Source organism: Pectobacterium brasiliense (assembly GCF_016950255.1).
Taxonomy (GTDB): Bacteria; Pseudomonadota; Gammaproteobacteria; order Enterobacterales; family Enterobacteriaceae; genus Pectobacterium; species Pectobacterium brasiliense.
In genome coordinates, this window is record NZ_JACGFN010000001.1 from 3,063,533 (window position 1) to 3,087,129 (window position 23,597).

At 52.8% G+C, this 23,597-nt stretch carries 24 protein-coding genes; 19 read left to right on the top strand and 5 right to left on the bottom strand.

Annotated features, from left to right (window positions below):
* From H4F65_RS13610 to phoU, 10 genes are all read left to right on the top strand, one after another.
* Complete coding sequence (locus H4F65_RS13610; protein ID WP_010681445.1) at positions 1–1,158, top strand: beta-ketoacyl-[acyl-carrier-protein] synthase family protein; 1,158 nt, start codon at positions 1–3, stop codon at positions 1,156–1,158.
* On the top strand, positions 1,151–1,633 hold the full coding sequence (locus H4F65_RS13615) for a hotdog family protein (protein WP_010681444.1): 483 nt from the start codon (positions 1,151–1,153) through the stop codon (positions 1,631–1,633). The genes H4F65_RS13610 and H4F65_RS13615 overlap by 8 nt, the downstream gene beginning before the upstream one ends.
* 38 nt (positions 1,634–1,671) lie before the next feature.
* The gene (locus H4F65_RS13620; protein WP_010681443.1) at positions 1,672–2,403 is read left to right on the top strand and encodes a 3-ketoacyl-ACP reductase FabG2; all 732 of its coding nucleotides are present in this window, start codon (positions 1,672–1,674) and stop codon (positions 2,401–2,403) included.
* Positions 2,403–3,629, top strand: coding sequence for a beta-ketoacyl-ACP synthase (locus H4F65_RS13625; protein WP_010681442.1), 1,227 nt, complete (start codon positions 2,403–2,405; stop codon positions 3,627–3,629). Before H4F65_RS13620 ends, H4F65_RS13625 begins: the two co-directional genes overlap by 1 nt.
* 27 nt (positions 3,630–3,656) lie before the next feature.
* Positions 3,657–5,084 (top strand): DUF4026 domain-containing protein, encoded by a 1,428-nt coding sequence (locus tag H4F65_RS13630; protein WP_039320213.1) that lies wholly within the window; start codon positions 3,657–3,659, stop codon positions 5,082–5,084.
* A gap of 211 nt (positions 5,085–5,295) precedes the next feature.
* Positions 5,296–6,336, top strand: coding sequence for a phosphate ABC transporter substrate-binding protein PstS (gene pstS, locus H4F65_RS13635; protein ID WP_010681440.1), 1,041 nt, complete (start codon positions 5,296–5,298; stop codon positions 6,334–6,336).
* Positions 6,337–6,498: 162 nt separating this feature from the next.
* Positions 6,499–7,458 carry a phosphate ABC transporter permease PstC gene (pstC, locus tag H4F65_RS13640; RefSeq protein WP_010681439.1) on the top strand — a complete coding sequence of 320 codons (960 nt, stop codon included), beginning with the start codon at positions 6,499–6,501 and terminating at the stop codon, positions 7,456–7,458.
* A complete protein-coding gene (gene pstA, locus H4F65_RS13645; protein ID WP_010681438.1) occupies positions 7,458–8,345 on the top strand; it encodes a phosphate ABC transporter permease PstA in 888 nt (295 codons plus the stop codon). The genes pstC and pstA overlap by 1 nt, the downstream gene beginning before the upstream one ends.
* Positions 8,346–8,431: 86 nt before the next feature.
* A complete protein-coding gene (gene pstB, locus H4F65_RS13650) occupies positions 8,432–9,205 on the top strand; it encodes a phosphate ABC transporter ATP-binding protein PstB (protein WP_010681437.1) in 774 nt (257 codons plus the stop codon).
* Positions 9,206–9,217: 12 nt separating this feature from the next.
* Positions 9,218–9,946 carry a phosphate signaling complex protein PhoU gene (gene phoU, locus H4F65_RS13655; RefSeq protein WP_010681436.1) on the top strand — a complete coding sequence of 243 codons (729 nt, stop codon included), beginning with the start codon at positions 9,218–9,220 and terminating at the stop codon, positions 9,944–9,946.
* Between the two features lie 44 nt (positions 9,947–9,990).
* Here phoU and H4F65_RS13660 read toward each other — a convergent pair whose 3' ends face one another.
* Complete coding sequence (locus tag H4F65_RS13660; protein WP_010681435.1) at positions 9,991–10,557, bottom strand: helix-turn-helix domain-containing protein; 567 nt, start codon at positions 10,555–10,557, stop codon at positions 9,991–9,993.
* A gap of 91 nt (positions 10,558–10,648) precedes the next feature.
* Here H4F65_RS13660 and H4F65_RS13665 point away from each other — a divergent pair, with 91 nt between their 5' ends.
* From H4F65_RS13665 to H4F65_RS13685, 5 genes are all read left to right on the top strand, one after another.
* Positions 10,649–11,860 carry a benzoate/H(+) symporter BenE family transporter gene (locus H4F65_RS13665; RefSeq protein ID WP_010681434.1) on the top strand — a complete coding sequence of 404 codons (1,212 nt, stop codon included), beginning with the start codon at positions 10,649–10,651 and terminating at the stop codon, positions 11,858–11,860.
* Between the two features lie 112 nt (positions 11,861–11,972).
* Complete coding sequence (locus H4F65_RS13670) at positions 11,973–12,968, top strand: VirK/YbjX family protein (RefSeq protein ID WP_010681433.1); 996 nt, start codon at positions 11,973–11,975, stop codon at positions 12,966–12,968.
* A 124-nt stretch (positions 12,969–13,092) separates the two neighbouring features.
* Positions 13,093–13,929, top strand: a complete 837-nt coding sequence (locus tag H4F65_RS13675; protein WP_010681432.1) for an ABC transporter substrate-binding protein — start codon at positions 13,093–13,095, stop codon at positions 13,927–13,929.
* Between the two features lie 98 nt (positions 13,930–14,027).
* Entirely contained in the window at positions 14,028–14,771 is a 744-nt protein-coding gene (locus H4F65_RS13680) for an amino acid ABC transporter permease (RefSeq protein ID WP_010681431.1), read from the top strand.
* Position 14,772: 1 nt separating this feature from the next.
* Entirely contained in the window at positions 14,773–15,501 is a 729-nt protein-coding gene (locus tag H4F65_RS13685; protein ID WP_039281355.1) for an amino acid ABC transporter permease, read from the top strand.
* A 78-nt stretch (positions 15,502–15,579) separates the two neighbouring features.
* Here H4F65_RS13685 and yieH read toward each other — a convergent pair whose 3' ends face one another.
* Positions 15,580–16,245 (bottom strand): 6-phosphogluconate phosphatase, encoded by a 666-nt coding sequence (gene yieH, locus H4F65_RS13690; RefSeq protein WP_010681428.1) that lies wholly within the window; start codon positions 16,243–16,245, stop codon positions 15,580–15,582.
* A gap of 245 nt (positions 16,246–16,490) precedes the next feature.
* On the opposite strand from yieH, the gene H4F65_RS13695 reads away from it, so the two are divergent.
* Entirely contained in the window at positions 16,491–17,828 is a 1,338-nt protein-coding gene (locus tag H4F65_RS13695) for an NCS2 family permease (protein ID WP_010681427.1), read from the top strand.
* A 55-nt stretch (positions 17,829–17,883) separates the two neighbouring features.
* Here H4F65_RS13695 and H4F65_RS13700 read toward each other — a convergent pair whose 3' ends face one another.
* From H4F65_RS13700 to aegA, 3 genes are all read right to left on the bottom strand, one after another.
* A complete protein-coding gene (locus tag H4F65_RS13700) occupies positions 17,884–18,627 on the bottom strand; it encodes a 4'-phosphopantetheinyl transferase family protein (protein WP_010681426.1) in 744 nt (247 codons plus the stop codon).
* Positions 18,628–18,816: 189 nt separating this feature from the next.
* Positions 18,817–19,338 carry a 4Fe-4S dicluster domain-containing protein gene (locus H4F65_RS13705; protein WP_010681425.1) on the bottom strand — a complete coding sequence of 174 codons (522 nt, stop codon included), beginning with the start codon at positions 19,336–19,338 and terminating at the stop codon, positions 18,817–18,819.
* Positions 19,335–21,359, bottom strand: a complete 2,025-nt coding sequence (gene aegA, locus H4F65_RS13710) for a formate-dependent uric acid utilization protein AegA (RefSeq protein ID WP_039320136.1) — start codon at positions 21,357–21,359, stop codon at positions 19,335–19,337. The genes H4F65_RS13705 and aegA overlap by 4 nt, the downstream gene beginning before the upstream one ends.
* Positions 21,360–21,785: 426 nt before the next feature.
* Here aegA and H4F65_RS13715 point away from each other — a divergent pair, with 426 nt between their 5' ends.
* From H4F65_RS13715 to H4F65_RS13725, 3 genes are read left to right on the top strand one after another with little or no spacing between them, the layout of a single operon-like run.
* Positions 21,786–22,457, top strand: coding sequence for a CsgG/HfaB family protein (locus tag H4F65_RS13715; protein ID WP_010281267.1), 672 nt, complete (start codon positions 21,786–21,788; stop codon positions 22,455–22,457).
* Between the two features lie 18 nt (positions 22,458–22,475).
* Positions 22,476–22,835: a DUF4810 domain-containing protein gene (locus H4F65_RS13720; protein ID WP_010281265.1), complete on the top strand. Its 360-nt coding sequence runs from the start codon at positions 22,476–22,478 to the stop codon at positions 22,833–22,835.
* Positions 22,832–23,491 (top strand): DUF799 domain-containing protein, encoded by a 660-nt coding sequence (locus H4F65_RS13725; RefSeq protein WP_010281263.1) that lies wholly within the window; start codon positions 22,832–22,834, stop codon positions 23,489–23,491. The genes H4F65_RS13720 and H4F65_RS13725 overlap by 4 nt, the downstream gene beginning before the upstream one ends.
* Positions 23,492–23,597: the final 106 nt, after the last annotated feature.

Genomic DNA, 23,597 nt, shown 5'->3' on the forward strand with positions numbered 1-23,597 from the left:
ATGATTTACATTAACGCCGTCGGGGCGCTGAATGCGCTGGGCAATAATCTGGATGAGATTGCCGGCAACCTTGCCAGCGGTCATGCGCCGGGCATGCGCCCTGATACCGAATGGCTACTGCATGACAAGCCCTGTTGGACAGGAAATGTGGATGCGGAATTACCGGTTATTCCGGTAGAGTTGGCGGCGCATAACAGCCGTAATAACCAGCTTTTGCTGGCCGCTCTGGAACAAATTCGACCTCAGGTGGACGCGGCTATCGCGCAGTTTGGCCCCGAGCGGGTAGCGGTGATTCTGGGCACCAGTACCTCAGGATTGGATGAAGCCGATCGGTATGTCAGCGAAAATCGTCCCACTTATCACTATGCGCAGCAGGAACTTGGCGATCCTTCCCGGTTTCTGGCCGCTTATCTGGCGTTAAATGGACCTGCTTACACGATATCAACCGCTTGCTCTTCCAGCGCCAGAGCGCTGATCAGCGGTAAGCGATTGATTGATGCCAGGCTGGTGGATGTCGCTATCGTCGGCGGCGCGGATACGCTGAGCCGTATGCCGCTAAATGGCTTCGACAGCCTTGAGTCGCTCTCTGCAACGCGCTGCCAGCCGTTCAGCGAAGAACGTAACGGGATTACCATCGGCGAAGGCGTGGCGCTTATGCTGATTGGGCGGCAGCCCGATCGCGTGGCGATATTGGGCGTCGGGGAGTCGTCTGATGCTCACCATATGTCGGCACCGCACCCGGAAGGTGAAGGGGCGATTCGCGCGATAAATATGGCGTTGTCGCAAGCGGGATTGCAGCCTGAGGACGTGGGGTATATCAATTTACACGGTACTGCCACGCGCCTGAATGACCAGATTGAAGCCAGCGTGGTTCACGCTGTGTTTGGCGATCGCGTGCCTTGCAGCTCAACGAAGCATCTTACCGGCCATACGCTGGGAGCTGCGGGGATCAGTGAAGCCGCGATCTGCTGGCTGCTTCTCACGCGGGATCTTCCTTTGCCTGCGCAGGATTTCTCATGCAGTCACCCCGATGCCTCACTGCCATCATGCGGCTTGCTCAATGTGCCTGCTCCGCTGAGCAAACCGGTCATTCTGTCTAACTCTTTTGCGTTTGGCGGCAATAATACGTGTCTGATTCTGGGGACGACTCATGAGTGAGTATCTGGCTGCGGCCTGTTATCTGCCCCATTCATCCCCAATGGTGCTGGTGGATGAGGTAGTCCATGTTGATGATGAACACGCACACTGTCGTGTAGCGGTCAGCCGCGAGAGTATTTTGGCACCGTTTCTGAATGCTCAGGGGCATCTGCCAGCCTGGTTTGGTATCGAAATTATTGCTCAAACGATCGGGGTCTGGTCTGGCTGGCACGGGCGTCAAATCAGCGGGCTGCAAGAGAAGCCGCGTCCTGGCATGTTGCTGGGCGGGCGGGGTTATCGCTGCAAGCAGGATAATTTTCCTGCCGGCTCCCTACTTGATGTGACCGTTACGCTGCTGATGCGTGACGATAAAATTGGTAGCTTTGAGGGTGAGATCGCGATAGCCGGGGAGACGTATGCCTCTGGCCGGTTGAACACCTATCAGCCTGACGAACATGAGTTATCAGCACTTTTAGAACAGGGAAAGCAACTATGACAACCGGAAGAACGACTATGACAACCGGGAAAACAAGCATGACGCGCTCTGTGTTAGTGACCGGTGCCAGTAAAGGGATTGGGCGAGCTATTGCGCTGCGTCTGGCGGCGGATGGTTTTACCGTGGTGGTGCATTATCACAGTGATGAAAACGGGGCGCAGGAAACCTTACGCCAGATTACGGCGCAAAGCGGTTCCGGTCGTATCGTCAGTTTCGATATCGCCGATCGGGAAACGTGTCGTACCGTGATCGAACAGGATATTGAGGCGAACGGTGCCTATTATGGCGTGGTCAGTAATGCGGGTATCACCTGTGACGGCGCTTTTCCCGCCCTCGACGAGCAGGCGTGGGATAGCGTCATTCACACCAATCTCGATAGTTTCTATAACGTGATTCATCCCTGTGTGATGCCGATGATCGGTCTGCGTAAAGGCGGACGCATTATCACGCTGTCTTCGGTTTCCGGGATCATGGGGAATCGGGGGCAGGTCAACTACAGTGCCGCAAAAGCGGGCATTATCGGCGCAACGAAAGCGCTGGCTATTGAACTGGCGAAGCGAAAAATCACCGTTAACTGCATTGCTCCCGGTTTGATTGATACCGGCATGATTCAAATGGAGCCGGTAGCCGTTGAAGAAGCCATGAAGATGATTCCCATGAAACGCATGGGGCAGGCGGAAGAAGTCGCCGGGCTGGCGAGTTATCTTATGTCTGATATCGCGAGTTATGTCACGCGTCAGGTCATTTCTATTAATGGAGGGATGCTGTGATGCGTCGTGTCGTGGTAACAGGAATGGGCGGTGTCACCGCGTTCGGTGAGTCCTGGGAAAGTGTCTCTGACGGGTTGCGTGCGGGTCGTAATGCGATACGTAAGATGCCCGAATGGCAGATTTATGATGGCCTGAATACGCAGCTGGGTTCGCCGATTGATCATTTCAGTTTGCCAGAACACTACACGCGTAAACGCATCCGCTCGATGGGGCGCGTGTCTCTGATGGCAACCCGAGCAACCGAGCTGGCGCTGGAACAGGCGGGATTGATTGGTCATCCGGTGCTGACTAATGGAGAAACCGGCATTGCTTACGGTTCCTCAACGGGCAGCACAGGGCCGGTGAGCGAATTCGCCACCATGCTGACCGAAAAGCACACCAATAATATTACCGGTACGACCTATGTGCAGATGATGCCGCATACCACCGCGGTGAATGCGGGCCTGTTTTTCGGCCTGCGCGGCCGTGTTATTCCGACGTCCAGCGCCTGTACGTCGGGGAGTCAGGCGATTGGCTACGCCTGGGAAGCGATTCGTCATGGCTATCAGACGGTCATGGTGGCGGGCGGTGCGGAAGAACTGTGCCCGTCAGAAGCCGCCGTGTTTGATACGCTGTTTGCCACCAGCCAACGCAACGACGCGCCGGAAACGACGCCGTCGCCTTTTGACACCAGCCGTGACGGTCTGGTTATCGGCGAAGGGGCGGGTACGCTAGTGCTTGAAGAGCTGGAACATGCCGTTGCGCGTGGGGCGACGATTTATGCCGAACTGGTTGGGTTTTACACCAACTGTGATGCGGCACATATTACGCAACCTCAGCGTGAAACCATGCAGATTTGTATTGAAGGATCGCTGCGCTGTGCGGGTTTGCAATCTGGCGATGTGGGGTATATCAGCGCACACGGTACCGCAACCGATCGGGGCGATGTCGCGGAGAGTCAGGCTACCGCCGCCGTGTTCGGTAAATCCACACCGATTTCGTCGCTAAAAAGCTACTTCGGCCATACGCTGGGTGCCTGTGGGGCGCTTGAAGCGTGGATGAGTATTGAAATGATGCGTGAAGGTTGGTTTGCACCGACGCTTAATTTACGGCAACCTGCAGAAGACTGTGGCGAGCTGGATTACATCATGGGTGAGCCACGCCATATTGAGACGGATTATATCCAGTCTAATAACTTCGCCTTTGGCGGCATCAATACGTCGCTGATTTTCCGTCGTTGGCAATAATGGATTGAGAACGTTAACGGGTTCATGATGAATAACAAACAACAATACCTGGATATCGCGGAAGGGAAGGGGGAAAAAGTACCTTCAACGATGGTGGCCTTTTCCTCACGAGAGATGAACTATCCGCTGCTGGAAAGCCTGCTAGAGGCGCAGTCATTTTTCACCGATGGTGAAGTAAGCTATACCGAGCAGGGACAGGGCGGATTCTTTTATACCTGTCGTCATCACGATCGCGAGCTAACCTTTTATCTTGAGGTATCGGAGCGTGATCCCGAGAATAGCATCACGCCGATACATTCAACCGACCCGATTTCACCCGAGCTGCTGGCGCAGGCTAATGCGGCGACGCAGGAAGTGATGGTTGAGTGTATTTTTGGGCCAAATCCGCTGGAAGACTACGTTCATCAGCTTCGTTTATTAAGCGCTGTGGTACCGGATTTTCTCCTGGGCATCGATATTTCCGCGGCTGGTAACGTGTTTACCCGTGAATGGCTGAATTTTCAGTTGGAAGATGATGTCCTACCGGAAATTGAATCGCTGTATACCATTCATGCCGTGTATGACACCGAGAACGATCCGCCAACGACCTTCTGGTTTCACTCGCATGGTCTGGCACGATGCGGCCTGACAGAGGCTGAATTAGTCATTCCAGAGACGCTCAGTTCGTATTATGGCATCCCGGATTTATTCAGAAGTTTTGTTAATAATGCCATTCAAAATCAGCAAATTACCTTTAACGAACCGATTCTGTGCGGGCAAACGGACAGCGGCTATGAATATCTGGTGGCGTTGCCGTTTGAAGAAGGGCTGCGGCATGTGAATCAATCCACGCCGATTGACCAACTGCGACCTTTGGAAGACATGCGCTACGATCTGGAAGGGACGCCGGAAGGCGTGTTTCTGGGCGATCGTGCCGATCGGGATGACGTGCATCAGGAGCCTTCCTGTATGCTGTTTCGTACCAACGAAGAAAATCCGGTACTGCAAACGTTCTTCAAAGGGTTTGATGAGCAGAACGCCATCATGTTCTGGCGCACGAATGCAGAAACGGCAGAAATGTCACGTAAGGCACAGCTGCGCTGGCGCTATTTCGTCAACATGTTTAAAAACTACCACGTGAGTGACGAACCAGCTAAGCCGGGTTTTTTAGCTAAGCTACTAAAAAAAGCACCTAAACCTGTCGAAAGTGAATGGCGCTTTATGGTGAAGTTTGGCATTCCTCATGGCGAAGAGGGGGAAGAGCGCGAGCACATGTGGTTTATACCCGAAAAAATCGACGACACGGTAGTGACGGGAACCTTAATCAATCATCCGTTCTACGTTGAGGATATGCAGGAAGGTGGCGTGTATTCCGTTGATATATCGCGAGTAACCGACTGGGCGATTTATTATCAGGGCGATAGCTATAAGCCTGATACGATTTACAAATTACTTAGCCATAGCCAGACTCACTGACCGATCTCCTGCACCAGTCAGAACGCCTGTTCTGGCTGGTGATGCTTGAATTTTCCTGCATCCTGCGCCATTGTCATAAAACTGTCATATTGCGTACATTTTACTGTCACCAAACTGTCCTATTTTTCCTCCTGCGAACTACACTCTGATTTGATAACTCTGATTGATAACGGCTCCATGTCGACACGTCGATTATCCCACAGGAGGGATTATGAAACTGATGCGTACCACTCTTGCCAGTGTTGTTGCGGCAACCTTTTCTCTGACGGCATTTTCTGCTTTAGCTGCTGCTAACCTCACCGGTGCCGGTGCGACATTCCCTGCGCCTGTTTATGCCAAATGGGCTGACTCCTATCAAAAAGAAACCGGTAATAAAGTTAACTATCAAGGCATCGGTTCTTCTGGTGGTGTAAAACAGATTATCGCTAAAACAGTCGATTTCGGTGCTTCTGACGCCCCTCTGGCTGACGACAAATTAGCACAGGATGGTTTATTCCAGTTCCCAACCGTTATCGGTGGCGTGGTGCTGGCAGTGAACGTTCCTGGTATCAAATCTGGCGAATTGACGCTGGATGGTAAAACGCTGGGTGATATCTACCTGGGCAAAATCAAAAAATGGAACGACCCAGCGATCACTAAACTGAACCCGAATGCCAAACTGCCGGATCAGGACATCGCTGTGGTTCGTCGTGCTGACGGTTCTGGTACGTCTTTCGTATTCACCAGCTATCTGGCAAAAGTGAACCCAGAGTGGAAAGAGAAGATTGGTTCAGGTTCTACTGTGAACTGGCCGACCGGTCTGGGCGGTAAAGGTAACGATGGTATCGCCGCGTTCGTACAGCGTCTGCCTGGTTCTATCGGTTACGTAGAATATGCGTATGCCAAGCAGAACAATCTGGCTTACACCAAACTGATTTCTGCCGATGGCAAAGCGGTTAGCCCGACTGAGCAGAGCTTCAGCAACGCGGCTAAAGAAATCGACTGGAGCAAGTCTTTCGCTCAGGATCTGACCAACCAGAAAGGCGCTGATGCATGGCCGATCACCTCAACGACGTTCATTCTGGTTCATACCAAACAGGAAAAACCTGAGCAGGGCGCTGAAGTGTTGAAATTCTTCGACTGGGCGTTCAAGAAAGGCGGCGAGCAGGCTACTGCGCTGGATTACGCTACCCTCCCGAATGAAGTGGTTGAGCAAATCCGTGCTGCCTGGAAAACGCAGGTAAAAGACAGCAGCGGTAAAGCACTGTACTAATTATTGTATCGACACATCGTGTTGATAACCGGAGCATGATGAGGCTGTCAGGTTCTGGGAAATACGTAGTGGAATAACAAGTCGTATCGGGGCGGAGAGGTGATAGTAACCTCTCTGCCTTCAATAGCTTATCAAATGTAGTTAAAACGAGAAGAGAGACGTATGGCGGAGTACAAGCCAACTATCAAAGCCCCGGGAAAGTATGGCGATATCCTCTTCAGCACGCTGGTAAAACTGGCGGCGCTGGTCACGCTACTGTTATTGGGTGGCATCATTGTTTCCCTGATTGTGGCGTCCTGGCCTAGCATCGAGAAGTTCGGTTTTGCCTTCTTGTGGACGAAAGAATGGGATGCGCCCGCAGAGCAGTTTGGTGCACTGGTTCCGATTTACGGCACCATCGTTACCTCACTGATTGCACTGATTATTGCGATTCCGATTAGCTTCGGTATTGCGCTATTTCTGACAGAACTGGCACCAGCCTGGTTGAAGCGTCCGCTTGGCGTGGCGATTGAATTGCTGGCGGCCATACCAAGTATTGTTTACGGCATGTGGGGGCTGTTCATTTTCGCTCCGCTGTTTGCCGAATACTTCCAACAGCCGGTAGGCAACGTCCTGTCTGGTATTCCTATTGTTGGCGCACTGTTCTCCGGCCCGGCGTTCGGGATCGGTATTCTGGCGGCCGGCGTCATTTTGGCCATCATGATTATCCCGTACATTGCGGCGGTGATGCGTGATGTGTTTGAGCAAACGCCGGTGATGATGAAAGAGTCCGCCTACGGCATCGGCTGTACGACGTGGGAAGTCATCTGGCGCATTGTGCTGCCTTACACCAAAAACGGCGTGATCGGCGGGGTGATGTTGGGACTGGGTCGCGCGCTGGGGGAAACCATGGCGGTCACCTTTATCATCGGTAACACCTACCAGCTCGACAGCGCGTCGCTATATATGCCTGGCAACAGTATTACCTCTGCGCTGGCGAACGAATTCGCCGAAGCGGAATCCGGTCTGCACACGGCGGCGCTGATGGAGCTGGGGCTGATTCTGTTTGTGATTACCTTTATTGTTCTGGCGTGTTCAAAGCTGATGGTTATGCGTCTGGCAAAAAATGAGGGAGCGCGCTAATGGCTACATTAGGCATAGAGCAAGAAGCCGCACTGGCACGCTCGCGGCGTAAAATGCAGGCCTGGCGTCGCCAGAAAAACCGCATTGCGCTGTTCTTATCCATGTCCACGATGGCATTTGGCCTGTTCTGGCTGGTCTGGATTCTGTTTTCGACCGTGACCCGAGGCGTGGATGGCATGTCTCTGGCGTTATTTACCGAAATGACGCCGCCGCCCAATACGGCGGGTGGCGGGTTGGCGAATGCCATCGTCGGGAGTGGATTGCTGATTCTGTGGGCAACGCTGCTGGGGACGCCGCTGGGGATTATGGCGGGCATCTATCTGGCGGAATACGGTCGTAAATCCTGGATTGCCGAAGTGATTCGTTTCATCAACGACATTCTGCTGTCAGCACCGTCGATTGTGGTGGGTCTGTTTGTCTACACGCTCGTCGTAGCAAAGATGCAGCACTTCTCCGGCTGGGCGGGTGTGATTGCGCTGGCGCTGTTGCAGGTGCCGATTGTGATTCGTACCACTGAGAACATGCTAAAACTGGTGCCGGATAGCCTGCGTGAAGCGGCTTATGCGCTGGGTACGCCGAAATGGAAAATGATTTCTGCGATTACGCTGAAGGCATCGGTATCGGGCATCATCACTGGGGTGCTGCTGGCTATCGCGCGTATTGCCGGGGAAACCGCACCGCTGCTGTTTACGTCGCTGTCGAATCAGTTCTGGAGCACGGATCTGATGCATCCGATTGCTAACCTGCCGGTCACCATATTTAAGTTTGCCATGAGCCCGTTTGTGGAGTGGCAACAGCTGGCCTGGGCGGGTGTACTGCTGATTACGCTGTGTGTGCTGCTGCTGAATATTCTGGCGCGCGTTATTTTCTCTGCCAAGAAGCACTAATTCGCTAAGAAATAGTCGTTTTCTGAGAAACATTAAATAAATTCAAGGTGCTGCCAGGCAGCGCCAGGAAAAAGAGAGAAGTCTTGATGAGTATGGCTACTGAGACATCCAACAAAATCCAGGTACGCGATCTGAATTTCTATTACGGAAAATTCCACGCGTTGAAAAACATTACGCTGGATATTGCCGCCAATCAGGTTACCGCGTTTATCGGCCCGTCCGGCTGTGGTAAATCCACACTGCTGCGTACGCTGAACAAAATGTATCAGCTCTATCCTGAGCAGCGCGCCGAAGGCGATATCCTGCTGGATGGCAATAACATCCTGACGGATAAGCAAGATATCGCGCTGCTGCGCGCCAAAGTCGGCATGGTATTCCAGAAACCGACGCCGTTCCCGATGTCCATTTACGATAACATCGCGTTTGGTGTGCGCCTGTTTGAAAAACTCTCTCGTGCCGATATGGATGAGCGTGTCCAGTGGGCGTTGACTAAAGCCGCGCTGTGGCAAGAGACGAAAGATAAACTGCACCAGAGCGGCTATAGCCTGTCCGGTGGTCAACAGCAGCGTTTATGCATTGCGCGCGGTATCGCGATTCGCCCGGATGTCCTGCTGCTGGATGAACCGTGCTCTGCGCTCGACCCGATTTCTACCGGCCGTATTGAAGAGCTGATCTCCGAGCTGAAAAAAGACTACACCGTGGTCATCGTGACGCACAACATGCAGCAGGCGGCGCGTTGTTCAGATCATACGGCGTTTATGTATTTGGGTGAGCTGATCGAGTTCAGCGATACTGATACCCTGTTTACTGCCCCACGGCAGAAACAGACTGAAGATTACATCACCGGCCGTTACGGTTGATTAGGAAGCATCATGGATAATCTGAATCTGAACAAACACATTTCCGGTCAGTTTAACGCCGAACTGGAACACATCCGCACGCAGGTCCTGACCATGGGCGGGCTGGTGGAACAACAGCTGAGTGACGCGATTACCGCGATGCATAATCAGGATGCGGAGCTGGCTCAGCAGGTTATTGAAGGCGATGCCAAAGTTAACCTGATGGAAGTGGCGATTGATGAGGCCTGCGTGCGCATTATTGCGAAGCGTCAGCCTACCGCCAGCGATCTGCGTCTGGTGATGGCGATCATCAAAACCATCTCCGAGCTGGAACGTATCGGTGACGTAGCGGATAAAATCTGTCGCACCGCGCTGGAGAAATTCTCCCATCAGCATCAGCCGCTGCTGGTGAGTCTGGAGTCATTAGGACGCCACACCGTGCAGATGCTGCATGACGTGCTGGATGCGTTTGCCCGCATGGATCTGGACGAAGCGATTCGTATTTATCGCGAAGACAAAAAAGTGGATAAAGAGTACGAAGGGATTGTGCGTCAACTGATGACTCACATGATGGAAGATCCTCGTACTATCCCTAGTGTACTGACTGCGTTGTTCTGCGCCCGTTCTATCGAGCGTATCGGTGACCGTTGCCAGAATATCTGCGAATTTATCTTCTACTTCGTCAAAGGTCAGGATTTCCGCCACCTCGGCGGCGATGCGCTGGAAAAGCTGTTGGCGCAGAAAGATAAAGCGGAAGAGTAAGCTAGTTTTTGTGCTCATCGTGATAACGCCCTGCTCGCAGGGCGTTATTTTTTATCAGGATAGTGAATCAAATCGTGGAAGCGCACCATGGTGCCGGCAGGGTTGTGGTAGCGGTGGTCTCTGTCGGCAGCAAAGCGTAGAGCATCCCCAGCGGACAATACATGCGTCTGCCCATCAACAGTCATCTCCAGTTGTCCCTCCAGCACAATAATATGCTCGATCACCCCGCTTTCATGCGCCGATGAGGTGCTGCTGGCACCCGCCTCCAGTTCAATAACCAACATATCAAAACGCAGTTTTTCGTCGAAGGGGAAGAGGGGAACCACGTGCATTCCCGCTTCGTTTTCCTTGAATGACGACCCCGCACCCGAGCGATAGGTCACGTCTTCATCCGCGAGCGTCGGTTCGATAAAGGTGGAAAACGCCACATTCATGCCGGTCGCAATTTTCCACAGCGTGGCGACCGTCGGGCTGGATTCACCGCGCTCGATCTGGCCGAGCATTGCTTTGCTCACGCCCGTCTCTTCTGCCGCCCGTGTGAGGCTCCAGCCTTTCTCTTGTCTTAACGTTTTCAACGTATTGCCAATACGGCGGGTTAGCTCATCAGACATCAATATTAGCTCCTTATTGTGCGTTATAGCGCACGATGTTATGTTAATGCTTTCTGTGCGTTATAACGCACGACAAGAGTGAAGGTATACCATGCCTGCGTCATTTGCGCTAAAAGATGTCACCTTTTCGACCCTCATCGCCGGTTTTGTTGCGGTGCTGGTAGGCTACACCAGTTCAGCCGCCATCATTTTTCAGGCAGCGGAAGCGGCAGGGGCCAGTGCGATGCAGATCGGAGGCTGGTTAAGCATGTTGGGGATTGCCCAAGGGCTGGCGTCGATTAGCCTGTCGCTATACTACCGTGCGCCGATACTGGCGGCTTGGTCAACGCCGGGGGCAGCGCTGTTGGTCACCAGCCTGCCGGGTACATCGCTCAATGAGGCGATCGGCGTGTTCCTGTTTGCCTCCGCGCTTATTTTTATCTGCGGGATCACCGGTCTTTTTGCCCGTCTGATGAATGTGATTCCGCAGGCTATTTCTGCCGCGATGCTGGCGGGGATTTTGCTGCGTTTTGGCGCGGATGCCTTTCTTTCCCTGCAACAGGATTTCTGGCTGGCTTTTGCGATGTGCGTGACCTATTTGCTCAGCCGTCGGCTGCTGCCGCGCTTTGCCATTGTACTGACGCTGCTTGCTGGCCTGCTGTTGGCCCTATTTCGTGGGCAAATTGCGGTTTCTGATTCGCCGCTGGTGTTCGCTGTACCGGAACTCATTACACCGCATTTTTCGTGGGCGTCTTTGCTGGGCGTTGGCATTCCATTCTTCATTGTCACCATGGCATCACAAAACGCACCGGGCGTTGCCACGCTGAAAGCGGCGGGCTATCAGGTTCCTATCTCACCGCTGATTACCGTTACGGCATTAATCGCGCTGATTTTGACGCCGTTCGGTGGTTTTTCCGTATGTATCGCCGCGATTACCGCCGCGATCTGTATGGGACCGGATGTGCATCCCGATCCGAAGAAACGCTATCTTGCCGCCATCGCTGCCGGTGGCTTTTATCTGCTGGCGGGCGTTTTTGGCGGATCGATCGGACAGCTTTTCACGGCGCTACCGCAGCCGCTGATTCACGCTATCGCCGGTTTGGCGCTGCTCAGCACCATTTCGGGCAGCCTGTATCGCGCTTTGCTGGATGAACAACAGCGCGATGCCGCAGTGGTCACTTTCCTGATCACCGCCTCCGGATTAACGCTATGGGGAATCGGTGCGGCGTTTTGGGGACTGATCGGGGGGATGATGACCTGGTTAGTGCTGTCCGGGGGAAAGCGACGCCACGCTGATGGCATCAGGAATACAGGCGAGCGCTAATCTTAAATTAATCCTCAACGAATAAGAGAACGCCGTTTTTTCGGCGTCGCGATTTTAGTTTCATTGATGAATGTCCCGCTACGATTTCGTCATCTTAATCATGGTGACATTCATGGACATTACTTCTACACAATCACTTGGCAATACGAAAACCCAGTTTCGGGCCGCATTTTCCCTGTTGCTGGCATTGGCAACGGGTAAACACAAGCCGGATCGGCGCTGGGAGAGCCTCCAGTGGCGTATGAAATATACATCCCGAGTGATGCTTCACCCGCTGCTGACCATGAAATGGCTCAGTTTTATCGTCGATTATCCCGTACAGGATATTTTTCAACGTGACGGAAATGAGCTGTACAGTAAGCTCCAGCGCCCATACCTGATGGCGTCGCTACCGGCACATAAAACCTGTACGGCCTTAATGGATCATTACCGCTTTATTCGAACGTTGCCGTTACACCGCCAGCGTTTGTTATATAGCCAGAACGGGGGCGGTAACGTGCTGGCCAGTTTTCAGGGAAAAAGCGGTGAAAATTACACGCTTCGCCTGATGACTAACGATCAAATGTGTAAGGAAGGTGAGCTCTCCCTACAGCTTGAGAACAGCAAGCACGTGTTGGCACAGATGACGTTCTCCATCCTGCGCATTGAAGGGGAAATGAGCCTGTTTGTCGGTGGGATTCAGGGACCGGATGCACAAACGCCGCATCAGGTTATCCAGGGCGCGACGCGAGATTGCCATAGTCTGTTTCCCAAACGTATTCTTCTGGAAGGCCTGATTAACCTGGCCTGTAACCTTAATTTGGCGCACGTTATCGTGGTCAGTAACGAAACGCATATCTATAAACACTGGCGCTATCGCAGTAAGAAACGCCATGTTTTTCTGGCCGACTACAATGCGTTCCTTTTCGCTCATGGCGGTCAACTGCGGCCTGATGGCAACATTGCGCTTCCGTTATCGCTTGCGAGAAAGTCTGAACAGGACATACCCAGCCGCAAGAGGGCAGAATATCGCCGACGCTATGCGCTCTTTGATGAGGTAGCCTGCCAGATTAATGACGTACTCGCCGGTAGTCCGCCGCTTTCCATCAATCTACCTAGCCGTACCTGAATCAGGATAATCTGCCAGAATACCGAAGTAACATAAGGTTATATTATAGCTATTTATGTTATTTCCCGCGTTTTCGCCCTGCTGATAGCCTGCGGTTAATACAGCAATAATTAAGGGGCAGGGAATGAAAAAGCAGATTTTGACAGTGACTTTATTGGCCGGGTTGGCTTCCGTTTCTGGTGCTGCACAGGCCGATAAATTAGATGATATTCAGAAGGCGGGCGTGGTGAAAATTGCCGTCTTCGACAGCAATCCGCCGTTTGGCTATGTCGATCCGCAGAGCAAAAAGCTGGTGGGTTATGACGTAGATATCGCCGAGGCGATTGGTAAGGCGTTGGGCGTAAAGGTGGAGCTGCGCGCGACCAACCCAGCGAACCGTATTCCTTTGTTAAGCTCGCAGAAAGTCGATCTGATCGCCGCGAACTTCACCATTACCGATGAGCGTGCCAAGCAGGTTAACTTTAGTATCCCTTACTTCGCGACCGGGCAAAAATTCATCGCCCGTAAAGGCGTGCTGAAAACGCCGGAAGACATCAAAACGCTGCGTATTGGCGCGGATAAAGGCACCGTGCAGGAAATTACCCTGCGCGAGCATTATCCGACGGCCAAAGTGATTTCCTACGACGATACGCCGCTGGCTTTCGCCGCGCTGCGTAACGGCAACGTTCAGGCCATCACGCAGGACGATGCCAAGCTGGTCGGCCTGCTGGCTAACGTGCCCGATGCGCAGAAGGCTGAGTTTGAAATCTCTCCGTTCAGCATTACCAAAGAGTATCAGGGTGTTGGAATTCCGAAGGGCGAAGAGCGTCTGACGGCGAAAATTAACGACACGCTGATTAATCTGGAAAAACAGGGTGAAGCGAAGACGATTTACGATCGCTGGTTTGGGCCGAGTACGAAGTCATCCCAGCCGCGCGGCGATTTCACCTTTGCCCCGTTGGATCAACAACCTAAATCCTGATAGCTGACGCCTGATGCTATGATCCCAGCCCTCTGCAATACAATGCAGAGGGCATTTCTATTTGTACTTCGTAATAATGACAAAGAGAGATAAAACGCATGGATACGGCGCTGCAATCGCTTGAATCGTGGCTGTTGGCTCCTCAATACCTCCTCTGGCTGTGGCACGGTTTCCTGATCACGCTGGGTATTTCCCTGAGTACGATCGTTCTGTCTACGGTGCTGGGCTTTCTGTTGGCGGCGGCCAGAGACAGCCAGATTCGTGTGCTGCGCGGCGTTGTGGTGGCCTATAGCTCGCTATTTCGTAATACGCCGCTGCTGGTGCAGCTGTTTTTCTGGTATTTCGGGGCCGGGCAACTCTTTCCCTCAGCGATGATGCAATGGTTGAACACCCCGCATGCTCTTTCCCTGTTGGGCACGACGTTAGCGTGGCCTTCTTTTGAGTTTCTGGCAGGCCTGGCAGGGCTGACGCTCTACTCCAGCGCGTTTATTGCGGAGGAAATCCGTTCCGGTGTTCGCGGTGTAGCACGCGGGCAGAAGTACGCGGCGCATGCTCTGGGGTTAACCGGCTGGCAATCCATGCGTTATGTGGTATTGCCGCAGGCGCTAAAAATCGCCCTGCCACCGCTACTTGGGCAGTACATGAATATCGTTAAGAACTCGTCGTTGACGATGGCGATTGGCGTCGCTGAATTGTCCTACGCATCGCGTCAGGTGGAGACGGAAACCTTGCGCACGTTTCAGGCATTTGGTGTAGCGACGGTGTTGTACATCGTGATTATTGCGGTGATGGAAGGCTGGGGCATGTGGCGTCAGCAGCGTAGTCTGGCTGAGAGGCATTAAGATGGATTTTACCGTTATCACCGATAACATCGACTATTTGATGTGGGGTACGTTCCCAGATGGTCCGCTGGGTGGCGCGGCGCTGACGCTGGTGATGAGCCTGCTGGCTGGCGTAGCCTCTGCCATCTTGGGTACGATTTTGGGCGTGGCGCTGGCAATGTCCCGGGGATGGTGGAGTGCGCTGTTGGCGATGGTGCTGGGGTTCTTCCGGGCGATTCCCGTCATCATGCTGATTTTCTGGACCTACTTCCTGCTGCCGATCGTTTTTGGCGTCGATATCCCTGAAATTACGACCGTGGTGTGCGCGCTGGCGCTGATCGCCTCGGCGTATCTCGCGCATGGCGTGAAGGCGGGCATTGTCGCTATTGGGCGCGGTCAGTGGCAGGCCGGACTCTCGCTGGGATTAAGCCGCTGGCAGGTACTGTGGCAGATTGTCCTGCCGCAGGCGCTGCGGATGATGGTGCCCTCTTTCATTAACCAATGGATTTCCCTGATTAAAGACACCTCACTGGCCTACATTGTTGGCGTCGGCGAACTGACGTTTCTCGCTACGCAGGTCAATAACCGCAGCATGGTCTACCCGATGGAAGTTTTCTTGTTTGTCGCGCTGGTCTACTTTGTGTTTTGCCTGTCGCTGGAGCTGCTGGCGAACGGGGTTAATTCCCGTTTTAGCCAGCAGGAAAAGCAGCCGAAGCGTCGTCTGCTATGGTGGCGGAATAAGCCAGCTTGAGGTTGCAGATTGTCGACAAACTTATTTGCAGAACGAAAACGCCGACCTTTTTCAGCAACCTTAAGTTCGCCTTTGCTACTACGCGGTGATATTCCAGCCTTTTTCGCGCCAGATTTGCGGCAGTTCGCGCATGTCATCGAACATTGTGACCAGCGGGTGATGAATCGGCTGATTGTGGGGATCGGCGCAGTAATAGAACACCGGAATGCCTGCAGCGATGCCAGCCTGTACGCCAGCGGCGGAATCTTCAACCAGAATGCAGTGCTCGATAGGAAGCTGTAACTGCTCGGCGGCGTGATACAGCACTGCTGGATCGGGCTTCCATTTTTTCAGATCGTAGCCGCTGTAGAGATGGTCGCCAAACAGATCGAGCATATGCGTCAGGCCGAGCGAATGCTGCATCTTGCTGACCGGACCATTGGACACCACGGCCATCGGGACAGTAATCGACTGCACTAACTCACGTGCACCCTCGATAGGTTGCAGGAATTCATCAAACAGACGTTTCACCTCTTGCCGGAAATGACGCTCCGCATCGTCTACCGATACGGTTAAGCCATGCTGCTGGCTGATGCGGGCAATAATCTCGTACAGCTTCACGCCCTTGTAGGTTTTTATCACCTCCTCCAGCGATAAGTTCACCCCATACGGGATGAAGATATTCACATAAGCCTGGCAACACAGCACTTCGCTATCAACCAGCGTGCCATCACAGTCGAAGAAGACGCATTCAATACGGGGCATGACCAATCCTTATCGATGAAATAAAAGATGAAGTCCTTACTTTAACCAATTGACCCAATATTGCGACCTATAAAGCCATTTTCACTGCTATCTTGCGTAAAATCGGGGGGATTTAACCGAGAGAAAACGATGACGTTAATAGGTTCTTCTTATTCGATGAAAAAAAACGTGGGATCAACGTAAAAACACCGCATTTTGTTATAGGATACCCGACGACAGTTATTCCCTTCTTTGGATTGTTACTCATGAATAAATCACAACCCGGTCTTGCTACCGAGCAAGGCCTGCTGGAGCGCGTGTTTAAACTTAAACAACACGGCACGACAGCACGTACGGAAACGATTGCCGGTTTCACGACGTTTTTGACGATGGTTTACATCGTTTTTGTTAACCCGCAGATTCTGGGTGTGGCAGGGATGGATACCAAAGCGGTCTTTGTGACCACCTGTCTGATTGCGGCATTCGGCAGCATTTTGATGGGGCTGCTGGCTAACCTGCCTGTGGCGCTGGCGCCTGCAATGGGGCTGAATGCGTTTTTCGCTTTTGTCGTCGTCGGTGCGATGGGGCTGCCATGGCAGGTTGCGATGGGTGCTATTTTCTGGGGCGCAATCGGTTTCCTGTTGCTGACTATCTTCCAGATTCGCTATTGGATGATCGCCAATATCCCGCTTAGCCTGCGTTTGGGTATTGCCAGCGGTATCGGGTTGTTCATTGCCATGATGGGCCTGAAAAACGCCGGTATTATCGTTCCTAACCCTGAAACACTGGTGACGATTGGTAATCTGACGTCACACAGCGTGCTGTTGGGCGCTCTGGGCTTTTTCATTATTGTCGCGCTGGCTTCACGCAATATTCATGCCGCGGTACTGATTTCTATCGTCGTGACTACCTCAATTGGTCTGCTGCTGGGCGATGTGACGTATTCAGGCGTGTTCTCCATGCCGCCGAGCGTCATGTCGGTGGTGGGTCAGGTTGATCTGGCTGGGGCGCTGAACCTCGGGATGTCTGGCATTATTTTCTCCTTCATGCTGGTTAACCTGTTTGACTCCTCCGGTACGCTGATTGGCGTGACGGATAAAGCCGGTCTGGTTGATGCGCGCGGTAAATTCCCACGCATGAAGCAGGCGCTGTATGTCGATAGCGTTAGCTCTGTGGCTGGCTCATTTATCGGAACATCCTCCGTTACCGCATATATTGAAAGCTCTTCTGGCGTGTCCGTGGGCGGGCGTACCGGCCTGACGGCCGTGATTGTGGGTCTGCTGTTCCTGCTGGTAATCTTCCTGTCGCCGTTGGCGGGGATGGTGCCTGCCTATGCTGCCGCTGGTGCACTGATTTACGTGGGCGTATTGATGACGTCCAGTCTGGCGCGCGTGAAGTGGGATGACTTGACGGAAGCCGTTCCGGCCTTTATTACCGCGGTGATGATGCCGTTCAGCTTCTCTATTACTGAAGGGATCGCGCTGGGCTTCATTTCTTACTGTGTGATGAAGCTGGCGACGGGCCGCTGGCGTGAAATCAGCCCTTGTGTGGTCGTGGTTGCGCTGCTGTTCCTGCTGAAAATCGTGTTTATCGACGGGCATTAATGTGTTCGCGGCTCCGGGTTTTTTCCGGAGCCTCAGCCTGCGACAAGGCGGCTGGCTACTGTGAGGCGGTAGAGGTGGCTTTTTCTATCGTATGGCTGGTTAATTTCATATAGCGTACAGACTGACGCTGCTGCTGTAGAATTTCCCCCGACTTTCTCATGCCCGTTGCCGACGTGTATTTCCACATGATCAATCGGTTAAGTGTGGGGATATGGGCGCAGGCCCAGGCAAGGTAATCATCAACATCGCTCATCACTTCTACGGCGGGGGTGCAGGTTGAACGCAGCCTGCCAGAGGCGGGGTGGAGTTTCAGGTTATTGGGAGGGTGGCTGTTCACGCCAGGGATCTTCATCAATGACTGGCGGATGGTGCATAGCTGCGTTGCTGCTTCCAGCGGATCGCGCTGCGCGTCGATCCACGCCTGTTCGGCCTGTGTCTGCGCCTGCATCTGTGGAACGACCTGATTTGTTGGCCTGACATGAACGATTTCGATATCCATACCGACGCTGCCTTCTTCGCTCAGGAGAATGGCGATAGTATTGCCTGCATAGCCGATGCTGAAATTGGGCATATTGGGATCGGCAAAGTAAGGGCGTCCTTCAGGGGACACGAGTAGCGTGGGCAATAGCGGATAGCCGAAAAAATAGAACATCATCTCAGCTAGCAGCACTCGACTTTTCAGATAACGCTCGCGGCGTTTGGCTGAAAAACCTTGTGTTGAGGAGATGAGCCTATCGGGCAGTCTTTGTAAGTCAGGAAGCGCTTCCGTGCTTGTCCACCTGACAAAATGGCAGGTCATTGTTCACTCCGTGATCGTGATAAAAGATGGGAACCTATCAGGCATTACCAATGCATATTATCAGACTAATATGTGATCTAAAGAAAAATCGATGGATAAATCGGCGATAATTATTAATTAGGCACACCGAATTTTCTGCATGGTATGTTTTGTGGCGATCCTTCCCTGTCCGCCACCTGCCAGTCTGTTTTAATGGCTCGGCCACCCCAGTGCGGAACGCCGCTGTTTTTCCAGCGTCTGTTTGCGCAATTCATCCGCTGTCACTAATCGCAGCGCCGATGTCGGACACACGCTGACGCAGGAAGGGCTCTGGGCGACATCCACGCATAAATCACATTTGTGAACCTCGCTTTGCGTGAGGTGCGCTTCCCCCTCGTCATTCGACGCTTTTGTCACCACATTGATGGCTCCGAAAGGACAGGCGACGACGCAGCTTTTGCAGCCGATACAGCGGGACTGAATAACCTGAATGCTATCCCGATCGCGCACCAGCGCGTCATTCGGGCATACGCTGGCACAAGGGGCGTTCTCACACTGACGGCAAAGAACGGGAACGCTGACGCTGGCGCTTTTAACGACCTTCAGGCGGGGAAAGAAGTGAGAAGGCCGTAGCTGTGCACTTTGACCCCCGCTATGGGCTACCGCGCAGGCGATCTCACAGGTCCGGCAGCCGATACATTTTTCTGCTTCGGCGATAACAAATTGATTCATGAGCGGATCTCCTCGCAGGTTGCGTTCATTTCAGGGCGCTGCGGGTGTGCGGGAATGGCTCCCGTGATGGCGGTTAGCCCCATCGTCGCAATCATGCCCAATGCGGCTTTGCGCCCGTCGGCAATGGCGGTCACGACCAGGTCGGCACCGCGTACGGCATCGCCACCGGCAAAAATACGCGGATGGTTGGTCTGGCAAGGTATCTGACTATCAAGCGGGGCGGTGATGTATCCCCAGTTATCCAGGCCGATGTCGGCGTCTTCCAGCCACGGCATGCTGTGTGACTGAAAGCCAAATGCCGTTATCACGGCTTCCGCTGGCTGCACGAATTCTGAACCGGGAATCGGGCGCGGGCGACGACGGCCGCTGGCGTCTGGTTCGCCCAGTTCGGTGCGAATCAGACTAATGCCGCATACTTCGCCCTGTTCATTGAGGCAGATTTTTTGCGGCTGGACGTTAAACAGGAACTCTACGCCTTCTTCGCGGGAGTTTTTCACCTCTTTTTTCGATCCGGGCATGTTGGCTTCATCGCGACGATACGCGCAGGTTACGGATACCGCGCCTTGCCGAACGGATGTACGCAGGCAGTCCATCGCGGTATCCCCACCGCCGAGCACCACGACGCGTTTGCCTGCCATCGAGATATAAGGTTCATCCTCTAATTCCGGTAGCCCCATGACGTGTTTGGTATTGGCGATCAGAAACGGTAGCGCATCGAAGACGCCGGGAGCCTCTTCATTATCAATGTTGGCCTTCATGGAGCGGTAGGTGCCTACGCCGAGGAACACGGTGTCATAGTCGTCCAGCAACTGAGCCAGAGAAATATCTTTCCCCACTTCGGTATTCAGCCGGAACTCAATTCCCATGGCGCTGAACACTTCACGACGATGAATCAGGACGTCTTTATCCAGCTTGAATGACGGAATCCCGAACGTGAGCAGCCCACCAATTTCTGGGTGGCGATCGAACACCACGGTCTGCACACCGTTGCGGGCTAGCACATCGGCACAGGCTAGCCCTGCTGGGCCAGCACCGACGATCGCCGCGCGTTTGCCACTGGGAACAACATGCGTCATATCGGGCGACCAGCCCATTTCTATCGCAGTGTCGGTAATGTAGCGTTCAACGTTACCGATGGTAATCGCCCCGTATTCCTTGCCCAACGTACAGGCTCCTTCGCATAGCCGATCCTGCGGGCACACTCGGCCACAGATTTCCGGCAGGCTGCTGGTTTGGTGTGATAGCTCTACGGCTTCAAGAATGCGTCCCTGTTTTGCCAGACTCAGCAGTTCGGGAATATTGTTATGCAGCGGGCAGGTCCACTCGCAGATCGCGCGTTTGCCGCAAGAAAGGCAGCGATCTGCCTGATCTTCTGTCTGCTGCATGGAGAAGCCATGATAGATTTCATCAAACGTGGAGATTCTCTGGGCCAGTGGCTTTTTCTCGGCATCCCGGCGCGGCCAGTTTTTTCTTTTGCTGAGCGGATGGGTTGTCAGCGTTTTCAGCACGGGCGTTTCACGCTGCCAGTGAGCGGAGGAACGCAGCGCCATTACCTGCTGTTTCTCCTGACGGCGGGCCGCTAACGTTTGCTCGCTGACGAGCTGTAAGGCCTGAGTTGGACAGGCTTCTACGCACGCTTGCCCTTCTGGACGATCGGCGCAGAGATCGCATTTGTGGGCGATGGTGCTGTTGTCCACAGGGCTTGTCACCATGGACATCGCGCCGAACGGGCAAGCCAGTACACAGCTTTTGCAGCCGATGCACTTTTCCTGAACGAGCTGAATGCTATTGTCTTTTCTGATCAAGGCCTGTGTTGGGCACACGCTGGCGCAGGGGGCATCTTCACAATGACGGCAGGTCACGGCAGCCCGCAGTGTTGGCGTATTGAATGCTTTGATTCTGGGCTGAAACACCGCTGCGCTATCTGGATAGCGCTCGTCATTGTGTGAAATGACACAGGCGATTTCGCATGCATGGCATCCCATACAGTCTTGAGTACTGGCAATAACAAATCGGTTCATTACCTTTTCCCACTCTGGATCCCTCGATCGTAGCCTTTATCCTAATAGCTGGATAACCCTCTGATCTTGATATAGAGCAGGTAAAAAGTCGGTTAATGTTAAATCTCATCCGTGTTATTAATAAAATTATTGAATCGTTTCAGTAAGTTGTCATGTTATGCGAAAGTAATGGTCTGGTTGCATATAACCTTATTTTTTGTCTGGTTTACAGTGGTTTATCTCGGGTAAAAATTCTGGTTTTCATTATTTTTGTTAATTTTCCCATGAAATAACTCGTTACTTTTCCTTACGCCCCTCATAATGTTGGTCGCTATTTGCATGCAGCAAAACAATGTTGCAGCTAAATAACGCGTTTACGGCATTTTCATTATGAATCAATAACAGAGCGTTGCTCAGGTTAATGGATTGTCACTAAGGGATAGTGTTATGAATAAAAAAGTCGTTCTTTGTTCTGTATTCATGTCAGCTGCGCTATTGAGCGGATGTGCCACAGAGTCTTCCCGTACCGTAGAAGCACAAAAAGTGACTTCTTACAGTACGCTTTATCAGGGCGTTCGCAGCCCGATTTCCGTCGGAAAATTTGAAAACCGCTCTAACTACATGAACGGGATTTTTTCTGATGGCGTTGACCGCTTAGGTAATCAATCCAAGACCATTCTTGTTAGCCATCTTCAGCAGAGTGGCCGCTTTAACGTGTTGGATCGCACCAATATGGAAGAGCTGAAAGCAGAAGCGGGTATTAAAGGGCAAACGCAGACGCTGAAAGGCGCTAGCTATGTTGTTACCGGCGATGTGACCGAGTTTGGTCGCAAAGAAGTGGGTGACCATCAGCTATGGGGCATCCTGGGTCGCGGTAAAACACAGGTTGCTTACGCAAAAACCACGCTGAACATCGTGAACGTGCAAACGTCTGAAGTGGTGTATTCCGTACAGGGTGCGGGCGAGTACACCTTATCCAACCGTGAAATTATCGGTTTTGGCGGCACAGCTAGCTATGACTCGACGCTGAACGGCAAAGTACTGGATTTGGCGATTCGTGAGGCCGTTAATAATCTGGTTGCAGGAATTGAAAGCGGTGCCTGGCGCCCAGCGAACTAAGGGAATAGGAATATAACCATGTTATCTCATAAGAAAATTGTCCTGCTACTGGCAGCGACAGTATTAGCAGGCTGTGCGTCCCAGCCAAAAACGATTTACAGCTGGGATAAATACCAGCCTGCACTTTATGATTATTATCAACAGGATAAAGTCGGCCCAGAGCAGCAGATTCTTGCGTTGAATGAATCGATCGAAAAAGCGAAAGCTGCCAATAAACCTGTCCCGCCGGGACTCTATGCTCAACTTGGGTTGCTGTACGCCAACACTGGCCGTGATAGCGAAGCTCGCCAACAGTTTGAAACTGAAAAAGCGAAATTCCCTGAATCAGCACCTTTTATGGACTTCCTGTTGAGTAAAAATAAAGGGAGCATTAAATGAATCGTTTCTTAGGATTATGTGGTCTGGTTTTTGCGCTGGTACTGACCGGCTGTGCTAAACCCGTGCCTTATGACTACACGGCATTTAAGCAGAGCAAGCCTAAGTCCATTCTGGTATTGCCGCCAGTTAACCATTCCCCAGATGTGAAAGCGAGCTATAGCCTGCTTTCTCAAGTCACCTATCCGCTGGCGGAGTCGGGTTATTACGTCTTGCCTGTCGCTGTAGTGGACGAAACGTTCAAACAGAATGGTCTGTCGACCGCGGCGGATATTCATGCGCTGAGTACGGCGAAGTTGCATCAAATCTTTGGTGCTGATGCTGCGCTGTATTTGGACGTAAAAGAGTACGGCACGTCATACATCGTGATTAATAGCGAAACCCGCGTTTCTGCGGATGCGCGTCTGGTGGATCTGCGTACCGGAAAACTGTTGTGGAGCGGAAGCGCAACGGCGTCCAGCAACGAACAGCAGTCAAATTCTAACGGCGGCATCATCGGTATTCTGGTGCAGGCTGCGGTGAATCAAATCGCGGACACGATCTCCGACAAAGGCCACGATGTTGCTGGCGTGACCAGCGCGCGTCTGCTGGCGGCGGGCCATTCACGCGGTATGCTGTACGGGCCTCGGTCACTGCAATACGGTAAAGAAGCCTACTAAGTTTCTTGGTAGTTCATCGTTACCTTGCAGTACGTCGTTATAGTGTAAGACGTCGCTAAATCATCAACGCCGTTCGTGATTGAACGGCGTTTTTTATTGTCTGAAC